Source organism: Oleiphilus sp. HI0079 (assembly GCF_001635105.1).
Genome location: NZ_LWFT01000490.1, coordinates 1 through 9,546 on the forward strand (window position 1 = coordinate 1; position 9,546 = coordinate 9,546).

Sequence of the window (9,546 nt, forward strand, 5' to 3'; positions counted from 1 at the left end):
ATCCCTTTGAGGTCTGGTGGATGGTGGTACTCATTTCCTCTATCTCATTTTTGGGCTACTTCGCAATCCGAATTGCCGGCCCGGAAAAAGGCATTATCTTCACCGGTATTTTTGGAGGATTGAGCTCATCGACCGCATTGACGCTGCATTATTCAAAATTAGGAAAAGAAAAGCCTGAGCTTTCGCCGCTGTTGGCGACCGGAATTTTGCTCGCTTGCGGCACGATGTTCCCACGCATGCTGATCGTCTGTTTTATCATCAACGCGGAGTTGGCCAGGATGCTCGTCGTGCCTATTGCGGCAATGACGGCACTGGTTTATGTCCCAAGCTTGATTATCTGGTACATCGGCCGGCATAAAGCATTGTCGGACAGCATGTCACCTCTGCACAATCCTCTGGAGCTTTCTTCAGCGGTGTTTTTTGGTGCACTCCTTGCCGTAACCATGCTGCTCTCGCAAGCCTTACAACACTGGTTTGGCGACGCCGGCGTCTATCTACTAGCTAGCGTATCGGGGCTATCGGATGTCGATGCAGTCAACCTCGCACTAAGCCGAGGTAGTTTGAACGGTCTAAGCCTTGATGTCGCAGCCAAAGGCATCATTATTGCCGCAATCGCAAATAGTTTGGTGAAGTCAGCCATGGTTGCCGTGTTTTCAAAGGGAAGGCTTTCAATGCAAGTTTGCATCCCTCTATTGCTTGCAAGCGCTGCAGGTGCTGCGCTTGCTTTTACACTGTAAACCTTCAAGCTCTGAACATTTAGAGACAGAGGAACGACAGCAAAACAGGCTAGCTTGCCGAGCTAGCCCTAATGAACAAGACCGATTCACAACACGATCGAGTTAAAGATTGCCTAACGAGACCTGTCAATCGTCGTCGCAATGTTCGTAACGCTCATGATGATCGTTCTCACCATGCTTCTTACCTTTCATTTTCTTATGTTTCTTGTCATGCATAGCTTGGAACTGCGCACGCTGTTCATCATTTAAAATTTGCTCTATCTGCTCGTGCGTTTGCTTGCGAGATTCACGCATAGCCTCACGCATTTTCTTCATCTGAGCATGTTGTGCTTCCATCAAGCCAAGAATCTCCGATTTCTGTTTCTCGGTTAACGACAGTTTTTCTGCCATTTTCTCTACTTTCATTGCAGGTCCATGCTTATGATGCATGTCGCCATCGTGTTTATGGCTACCGGCATTGGCCGCACCACTAACACTCACAATCGCAGTTAAGACTAATATCTTGAATTTATTCATTCTTCATCTCCGGTCATATTGATTCATCAGATTAATTGAAACGCTCCTCGCTAGCATTCGATTGCGTTAAGTATCTATCTTTAATAGTCCGAGACTATGCACTCCTGATACTATAAGTGCTTCTAAGTTAACGAACCATGAGCAACTTAACAGAGACCGTGCGCACGCAATTTAAAATGCGCATGCAATGACATTAAACACCCAGAAAACAATCAACCTCAGAAAACATCAGGTCTAGTCTGCAAATCTCAATGAGCAGCATTCATACCTAGGACAAGGAATCAGAATGAGCATCACTACCAGTTTCTCCATGCGCAATGTTATGGCAAAACTCTTCACTTTTATCTTTTTGACAATGACCATTGCGATTCTTTATTCGCTTGTCACCGCGATTTTTAAAGGCGTTGCCAGCGGCGACGATGTTATGCAGATGTTTCTCAAAGCGGTGAATACAGGAATCATTGCGCTTGCGGTTTTTGAATTGGCGCTGGTAATCAATGCAGAATATTCGGCAAAAGAAGACTCTGCAGATCCGGTAGAGAGCATACGAAGAACCATCCCACGGTTTATCGGTACGGTGTGTATCGCGCTTTCATTAGAAGGACTCATCATGGTGATCAAATACAGCCAACTTGAACTCGCTGGTAACTTATATTACCCAGTTGCGATCATATCGAGCACAGCCTTCCTGTTGATTGCGCTTGGCGTATTTCTCTTTCTAACGCAACCACAGCAACCACCCAAAGTCGAAAACTGAGAATAGACAGCACGTCGCCTTCATCTCATTTGGAGGCGACGTCAGCTATGACTTTAGTGGCGCGACAATCCCTTCCAAACCTTCAATCTTGATCTCGAGCGTCATTTCTAAAAGCTGCCCAAACTTGCCATTGGGAAAGCCTTTCTTACGAAACCAGAGCAAGTACTCTTCAGGCAGATCAATTAAACGCCGACCGCTGTACTTGCCAAATGGCATCTTCATATTGGCAATATCGAGCAAATACTCGTGACTGGGTTCCATACGCTTTTTCGCTACCCTTCATCAAACAAGGTCAAAAATTCTCCATAACCCTGAGCATCCATCTCGGCTTTTGGAACAAAGCGCATCGCCGCCGAGTTAATACAATACCGCATGCCAGTCGGCTCTGGACCATCTGGAAAAACATGTCCGAGATGGGAGTCAGCCTCTTTACTTCGCACCTCTACCCGTCGCATAAAGAGCTTGGTATCTTCCTTTTCAACGATTTGTTCGATTTTAATCGGCTGATAAAAGGCTGGCCAACCAGAGCCCGAATCGTATTTATGCGTTGAACTAAACAAAGGCTCCCCCGAGACGACATCAACATAAATGCCTTCTTCCTTATGATCCCAGTACTCGTTATCGAAAGCGCGCTCGGTCGCATCACACTGCGTGACCTTGTATTGCAGTTCACTCAATTCTTGTTTCAGCTTATCGTCGCTCATATTCGTGCTCACCCGTTATCCGTATGCATTAGGTATTGATAATGACTCTCATGGCCTGAAGTTCCAGCCCGGTTCTATCAATATACGACAAGCCCTGCTCTTTTTGATTCCTTAAAAAGCTAATTTCTTCTTCACGTATCAAGGGATTCTTTTGTTGCAGGCTGTGCAAACGGTGTATTTCGGCATCCATATCCGCACTCAACCGTGTACGAGCTTCGTCAAGTAAGGTCGGCAGCACCGCTTCTGCACGACGTTGTGCATGAGCAAGCAACGCACCGAACTCACCCCGAATCTCTTTGAGTATCTGCAGCGCTAAAGTGCGCTTGATTCCCGAGCTCAACTCGTTGAGTTTTTCATAAGGTAAAACTTCTGATAGATCTCGCCCATCCACGTTCACAACAATACGCTGCGGCGATAGAGGCAAGTACTTGTCTAACTGCAAACTTCTTGGCGCCATGCTATTAACGGTAAAAATCGCCTCCAGGAATAAGGTCCCAGGAGGAATACCCTTCACCGAAATTTTCGCGAGTGCCGCATTGCCGAGCTCACCGCTTTGCATTTGATCCATGAGTTCCGTCACCATGGGATGCTCCCAAGTAACGAAATCCATATCTTCGCGGACCAGCGCTTTTTCACGCTGATAAGTCAGCGTCATCCCTTCATCGGTCAGACAGGGAAATTCCGTTGTTAGCATATGCTCGCCAGGGTGCAATACGAGTGAGCCATCTGATTGATGCTCTTGTTCAACACCATATAAATCGTAAACACGCTGCATGTAAGCGGCGAGTTCTTGGCTCCGTTCCTCAGACTCCAACAACTCTATCAATGCTTGCGCCTCCTCCGTTCGGCAGGAGTTCAATTCCAACAATACATTGCGGCCTTGCTGCATTTCCGCCATCAGCGCTTCTTGATGGCCGCGCACCTCGCTTATAAACTGACTTGCGCCATCAGCGTTGTAATCCGCGGCGTCCAAATACTGTTTGAGGCGATCATCATACTGCTGTTGAATGGCATAGCCTGCCGGGCAACTCGTTTCAAACGCATTCAGCGCCTCATGGAACCAGCGATACCAGCCTTCTCGCTCCGAGCCTTTGATATATGGCACATGAATCTGAACATCGCGCAATTGGCCGATTCGATCCAAGCGCCCGATGCGCTGTTCCAGCAAATCCGGATTCTTTGGAAGATCCAGTAACACAAGGTTGCTCGCAAACTGGAAATTACGCCCTTCACTGCCAATTTCCGAACAGATCAAGGCCTGAGCACCCTCTTCTCGATCAGCGAAATACGCCGCCGCACGGTCACGTTCGATAATGCTCAAACCCTCGTAGAAGGCGCTTGTTCTAAACCCCTGACGCAGGCGCAAATACTCTTCGACAATCAGCGCACGCTCGGCGCTGGAACAAATTACGAGCACTTTTTCGGAGCGACGCTCCTCAAGGAAATCAATCAGCCAGCTCACCTCTGGGTCGTCCGCGATGGATGTAGCATCAGCGGCAGCGGCTTCGAGCTCATGAGGAACAAGAATCCGCTCTGGGAACCCCTCGACTGCGTCACGGGTATTTCTAAATAAGACTCGCCCTGTTCCATGCAAATCGAGAAGCTCATTGATGAGCTCTGGCACCAGCTCAAAGGAGGTCTTCGACCAGTCATAATCGTCTGGAGAAGACAACACCTGCTCAAGCTCGGCTTTCAATTCCGAATCAATATGCGATTCCGGCTCAAGTGCTTGGAGTCGCTTCACCTGATCTGAAATAGCGCCATAGTGCTTCTCTTGCTCAATGAAAGCTTGAATATCATGGAAGCGATCAGGGTCCAACAAACGTAAGCGCGCAAAGTGGCTCTCCAACCCTGCTTGCTCGGGCGTTGCCGTCAGCAGCAACACACCGCGACTTGCCTGCGCAATGCTTTCTACACAGCGATACTCTTCACTGACATGCTCTGTAGACCATTCAAGATGATGCGCTTCGTCAACCACAAAAAGATCCCACGCAGCCTCACTCGCATAGCGACGCAATTGCTCGCTGTTAGTAAGCGCTGACAAATCACAAAGAACTAGCTGTTCTGATTCAAACGGATTATCGATACCCTCTTCAATCAGCGAGTCACAGCGGTCTTGATCAAAGATAGAGAAGCGCAGATTAAACCGGCGCAACATCTCGACCAACCACTGGTGAATAAGGGTAGAGGGAACACAAATCAGAACACGTGAGCTAAGTCCTCGCTGCAGCTGAGCATGAATGATCATGCCAGCCTCGATCGTCTTACCAAGTCCCACTTCATCAGCAAGAAGAACACGCGGTGCAAAACGCTCAGCGACGCTACGCGCGATATACAATTGGTGCGCCAATAAACTCGTTCTGGAACCGAGCAAGCCCCGAATACCGGCCTTTTGCATGGCGTGACTGTGTTGCAAGGTCTCATAACGCAAACGGAACGCACGATTTCTGTCAAAGTGGCCGTTGCTCAATCGCTGTAAGGGGTTGGTGAACTGGATAAAGCAGTTAAGCTCCACCTCACTCATCCGCTTCAACTGCTTGTTGGTGTCTTTCACCGTGTAAAACACGAGCTCGTCTGCAAGCTCGACATCCTCAATCACATACTCAGCATCTTCATGGTCCGACACCGTGTCGCCAACCTTGTAGATCACACGAGAGATCGGTGCCTGATCGAGCGCATAAGTGCGGACTTCATCCGCTGCTGGAAATGTAATTGCTACTCGCCGTCCTTCAAGCTCAGAGATCATCCCTAACCCTAGTTTTGGTTCGGTTTGACTAACCCATCTCTGACCAACTCGGTAAGACATCTTCTACTACCCCTAAAACAATTAATCTGTAACCTGCTCGGCTAAATGCACGGACAAAACGCGGCGCGCATTCTAGCACTGATGATAAGCGACTCACATAATGATCCACATCAATTTCGTGTCATTCACCGATAATTAATAAGTACCTAAAACTCGGGTTGTAGACTAAACTAAATGCGAGTGAGTGAGAGTGTAGTCGTTCAAGTGAAAGACGCGAGATTCTCTGAGTTCTGAATGAAAGCCTAGCCATCCGACTTAAGGAGGTGTCATGAGATCGAAACTTGCGATTCAAGCGCGAGCTCTGACGACTATTGCCTTAAGTTTCCTGTTTACCTTCTTCACCAGCACCGTTTCTTCGGAACAACTCGATTATTACGTTGTTGAGGGTTTAACAGAGCCTTTTCAAATTAGCGATCCAGACGCAACTCAAAAAGGCTTCATTACGGAAGTTGTCGAGGCACTGGCAGCAAAGCTGAACATTGAGCTGGTGACACATGTTGCACCATCACCTCGCATTGAATTACTTTTAAAAGACGAGAGTAAGACAAACTGGATTGCCTACGATAGCCCCGCTTGGAAATCGATACCAATGGGGGTTCCACTCAGCACACCACTTTTAAGTGTGACCCATTCTGCCGTGCACTGCGGGCACAGGCATGATTTTGCAAACCGCATACAAGGCCACAGTTTTGCTGTGTTGAAACACTTTCGTTACCCAGGCTTAAGCCGTCTTGCAAAAGAAGGCGACATTGAACTTGTTCCAACCAAGAGTTACGAGCAAGGCTTTCAGCTTGTTGATTTGAAACGCGTCGATGGTTTTATCGAGATGGACTCGCGCCTCAGATATAAGCTCAACAACGCAACGCCTCCACCGACATGCCGAGAAATTAGTAGCATTGGCGACGCGGAACCCGCGTATGATCTTGTTTTAATGGTCAGTCAAAGCATGAAGGCGAAAAGACGAGCGCAGCTAGACAACGCACTTCAACAACTTAGTGACAACGGCCTGCTCCAGCAGCTCCTTGAGAAATACACCAATTAGCATGCATTCCATTTCTTCCGTACTTGGCGCATTAAAAGCTGGGCAAATAGCTGCCCTATACAGGCTTAAGCAAACCAAGATGGTTATATTGGCATTGTGGTTATGTTTCGTTTTTTCCGCTACTTCGTCTGCCGACGAGCATACCGTTAGCATCTGTATTGATGACTGGCCTCCGCACATCGTCAATGCCGGAAACGAACGGCCCGGGCCAATGACGCGTGCTGCAAACCAAATTTTCAAGCTAGCGGGACACAAGACAAATGTCATCTGGGCACCGTGGCAGCGGTGCATCGAAAATGTGAAGCTGGGTATCTGGGACACCTCACTCGGCTGGTCTAAGACGCCTGCCAGGTTAGAGCACTTGCTTTTTAGCCGCCCTCTCACCACGAGTTATCATTTATTTATGTCGCTCAAGAGCTCAGAATTTGACTGGAAGGAGTGGGTCGACTTAAAAGGACTGCGCATCGGCATGACAGAAGCATACAGCTACGGCGAAGCCTTCGAAGAGCATAGGAGTAAGGGCTTGTTCGTCACAGAAACAGCACAAACCGACTCAGAGAGTTTGAAAAATTTGCTTGAAGGCCGTGTTGACGTATTTCCACTCAACAAAGATACGGCTTGGTCGATCGCGAAGAAAAACCTTTCTCAAGAAGAGGTGACCATGCTCGCCCTTCACCCAAGACCTCTAAGCAAAAACCGAAAGACTCATGTCATCTTCTCAAGGAACAAGAGAGGCGAAGTACTTATGAAAGACTTTGAAGACGCGGTAGCTGGGCTTGAGGAGAGCGGAGAGTTCTCAAAAATGTTCGAGTACCTCCGCCACTGAGCGCTGAAGTTAGCTAACTTTTTGGGCCGTACTCGTAGTCCCCACCCTTACTCAAACCTTCTAGATACGCTGGCCGAGACTGGCAACGCTCGACGAAGGCGCAAATGTTAGGGCAAGTCGCGTCAGAGATTTTTCCTTTTGCCACAAGCGCCTCCAACGGAAAGCTCATTTGGAAATCGGCACCCGTCAACGTGTCCCCCACGAACCATTCTTTCCCAGCCAGATGCGTTTCAATAAATGCCAGAAGGCTGTCTATCTCAGGTTGAACGAAGTCGCCCATCACTTTCGCCGATATTCCCTTGGCAATAGGTTTTACGAAAAATGGCATTGGGCTTTCCTTCACTTTGTCGAACAGCAACGCCATTAACAAAGGAGGCATCAAGGAGCCTTCCGAAAAGTGAAGCCAGTAGCTCACATCGGTCTCTTTCTGACCAGCCTCTGGCTTGAATGCACCGTTTTTATCATACGTTCGAAGGAGGTATTCAATGATCGTACCGGATTCTGCGACGGTGATATCACCATCAGTGATCACCGGTGACTTGCCGAGTGGATGCACCTTTTTGAGACTCTTCGGAGCACGAATGGTGACGGGGTCTCTCTCGTACAGTTTGATCGTATAGTCGACGCCAAGCTCTTCGAGGAGCCAAAGAATCCGTTGAGATCGAGAATGGTTTAGATGATGTAATACCAACATAGTATGAGTCCCTGAGTTGAGTGAGTCAGCATGGTGTGATTAATCACCACGCTGACATTGACCTGTTATTGTTTTCTAACGCTCGATGCATACGCTTGGTTAAGGTATTTGGATCTTTGGCCCCCCTTCGGAACCAGGCACAACGATCTGTGATGCTTGCTGACGGCGCATCTCTTGTAGCTCTTTCNTTGNGCGCTAGCGCTTTATGGGCAGCCCAAAAGGTCCCGCAAATCAAGTTACCTAAAGCGGCCTCAGCCCATGCTTCTCTTCCTCAGCTTGAAGACGCGTGGCAATGGCGAAAATTGGCTCAACAAGTTGTCTCGTTAGCAACACCCGATTATGCCAAGAAACAGCACGTCCTTTGGCTTCAGACCTTACGAGAAGAGTTGGCCTTGAGCCCTATGAGCTGGCTGAATTGGCTTGAAGAAATTGAATCACAACATGGGTGTGATTACGCCTTCGAACGGGCTCTCGTCGCTTTACAGAAACACCCTGTCAATGAGGCGGTTGCCAAAAAAGCAATTCAGCTTGGTTTTGCGCTAAATGATGCTGTTGCACTTCAGCGTCTCGCTAACACCAATGCGACGGCTTTTATTGAATGGTTGTCCTTTGCTGATTCTGAAATACTGGAATCGATGCCAGAGGCGCTAATGTTAGATCTTTATCGTACTGTTGCTGCGATTAACCCGCATGAAGACCCGGAGGAGAGACAGTATCGTGCTCTCACGCAGTTAGCGGATTTACTTGTTAAACGTTACATAGCGGGCTTAGCTATGGTTCTTGGTCAAGATGAGCGAATACTCATTGATCAGCGGGTAAAAATTAGCAAGTTAATGGATGAGGCCAAAGATCTGGCTTCTGTGCTGCGTCTTCGGCAAGTCCTGATCCCCTACCTGTTGTCAAAAAAACAAAATCGAAGCGATGATCTTGCCGCAGAGCAGCTCGTATTGTTGCGCCAGAACTATGAGCAACAGGGTCTATCTCAAGACGAATTTGATCAGTTTGTGGCGTCATTTGACTACATGATTCGAGAACGGAGCAATTTTTCTCGATTAGTGGAAAAACACCGAGCAGCGCCGCATTGAGTTTTACTATCTTAATAAGCGGGGCATAAAGGGGTGACAAGGTGATGCCTTAATCGCGATAATCCCCTGCTGTATTACCCATTAAACTAACCAAGAACTCTCAGGAAAAGCTATGTCAGACGAACCACAGATGAATATGGATGCAGCCAACTTGTATCGCGAAGATATGTATACAGATCAAAAAATCGGAACCATCCGTGTTATGACGCCCGTGACGCAGGACGGAGAGCGCGACGATTCTCGAGCCGTTCAGTACCTTGGGCAGGCGCAAATGATGACGCCTGCCGGAGCGCTGCCTCTAAGTTTTGAGCTTCCAGTGGATAATCTTGCTGCTGCCGTAGAAGCATTTTCAGATGGCGCTGCACAGGCGATGGAAGAC

10 protein-coding genes and 1 pseudogene are annotated in these 9,546 nt (G+C 48.2%); 6 read left to right on the forward strand and 5 right to left on the reverse strand.

Going from position 1 to position 9,546, the window contains the following annotated elements; translation table 11 throughout:
• On the forward strand, positions 1–737 hold a 737-nt coding region (locus A3750_RS06350), incomplete at its 5' end, for a DUF4010 domain-containing protein (protein ID WP_231871745.1).
• Positions 738–863: 126 nt separating this feature from the next.
• Here the strand turns inward: A3750_RS06350 and A3750_RS06355 are convergent.
• A complete protein-coding gene (locus tag A3750_RS06355) occupies positions 864–1,253 on the reverse strand; it encodes a Spy/CpxP family protein refolding chaperone (RefSeq protein ID WP_068456445.1) in 390 nt (129 codons plus the stop codon).
• A gap of 286 nt (positions 1,254–1,539) precedes the next feature.
• Here A3750_RS06355 and A3750_RS06360 point away from each other — a divergent pair, with 286 nt between their 5' ends.
• Positions 1,540–2,010 (forward strand): hypothetical protein, encoded by a 471-nt coding sequence (locus tag A3750_RS06360; RefSeq protein WP_068456448.1) that lies wholly within the window; start codon positions 1,540–1,542, stop codon positions 2,008–2,010.
• A 45-nt stretch (positions 2,011–2,055) separates the two neighbouring features.
• Here the strand turns inward: A3750_RS06360 and A3750_RS06365 are convergent, their stop codons facing one another.
• From A3750_RS06365 to rapA, 3 genes and pseudogenes are all read right to left on the reverse strand, one after another.
• Positions 2,056–2,271 carry a DUF3820 family protein gene (locus A3750_RS06365; protein ID WP_068456451.1) on the reverse strand — a complete coding sequence of 72 codons (216 nt, stop codon included), beginning with the start codon at positions 2,269–2,271 and terminating at the stop codon, positions 2,056–2,058.
• 11 nt (positions 2,272–2,282) lie between these two features.
• Positions 2,283–2,705, reverse strand: a pseudogene (msrB, locus tag A3750_RS06370) (peptide-methionine (R)-S-oxide reductase MsrB); the annotation flags it as partial.
• 37 nt (positions 2,706–2,742) lie between these two features.
• Entirely contained in the window at positions 2,743–5,520 is a 2,778-nt protein-coding gene (rapA, locus tag A3750_RS06375; RefSeq protein WP_068465805.1) for an RNA polymerase-associated protein RapA, read from the reverse strand.
• Positions 5,521–5,788: 268 nt separating this feature from the next.
• On the opposite strand from rapA, the gene A3750_RS06380 reads away from it, so the two are divergent.
• Both A3750_RS06380 and A3750_RS06385 read left to right on the forward strand, forming a co-directional pair.
• Positions 5,789–6,562, forward strand: coding sequence for an ABC transporter substrate-binding protein (locus A3750_RS06380; protein ID WP_068457594.1), 774 nt, complete (start codon positions 5,789–5,791; stop codon positions 6,560–6,562).
• A gap of 1 nt (position 6,563) precedes the next feature.
• Positions 6,564–7,388 (forward strand): ABC transporter substrate-binding protein, encoded by an 825-nt coding sequence (locus A3750_RS06385; RefSeq protein ID WP_068464516.1) that lies wholly within the window; start codon positions 6,564–6,566, stop codon positions 7,386–7,388.
• A gap of 13 nt (positions 7,389–7,401) precedes the next feature.
• Here A3750_RS06385 and A3750_RS06390 read toward each other — a convergent pair whose 3' ends face one another.
• Positions 7,402–8,082, reverse strand: a complete 681-nt coding sequence (locus A3750_RS06390) for a glutathione S-transferase family protein (protein WP_068452946.1) — start codon at positions 8,080–8,082, stop codon at positions 7,402–7,404.
• Positions 8,083–8,384: 302 nt separating this feature from the next.
• Between A3750_RS06390 and A3750_RS06395 the strand changes: the two genes are divergently transcribed.
• Together A3750_RS06395 and A3750_RS06400 are read left to right on the forward strand one after the other, a co-directional pair.
• Positions 8,385–9,167 (forward strand): hypothetical protein, encoded by a 783-nt coding sequence (locus A3750_RS06395; RefSeq protein ID WP_156498459.1) that lies wholly within the window; start codon positions 8,385–8,387, stop codon positions 9,165–9,167.
• Between the two features lie 112 nt (positions 9,168–9,279).
• Positions 9,280–9,546 (forward strand): hypothetical protein (locus A3750_RS06400; protein ID WP_068548104.1); only part of this gene is annotated, 267 nt, incomplete at its 3' end.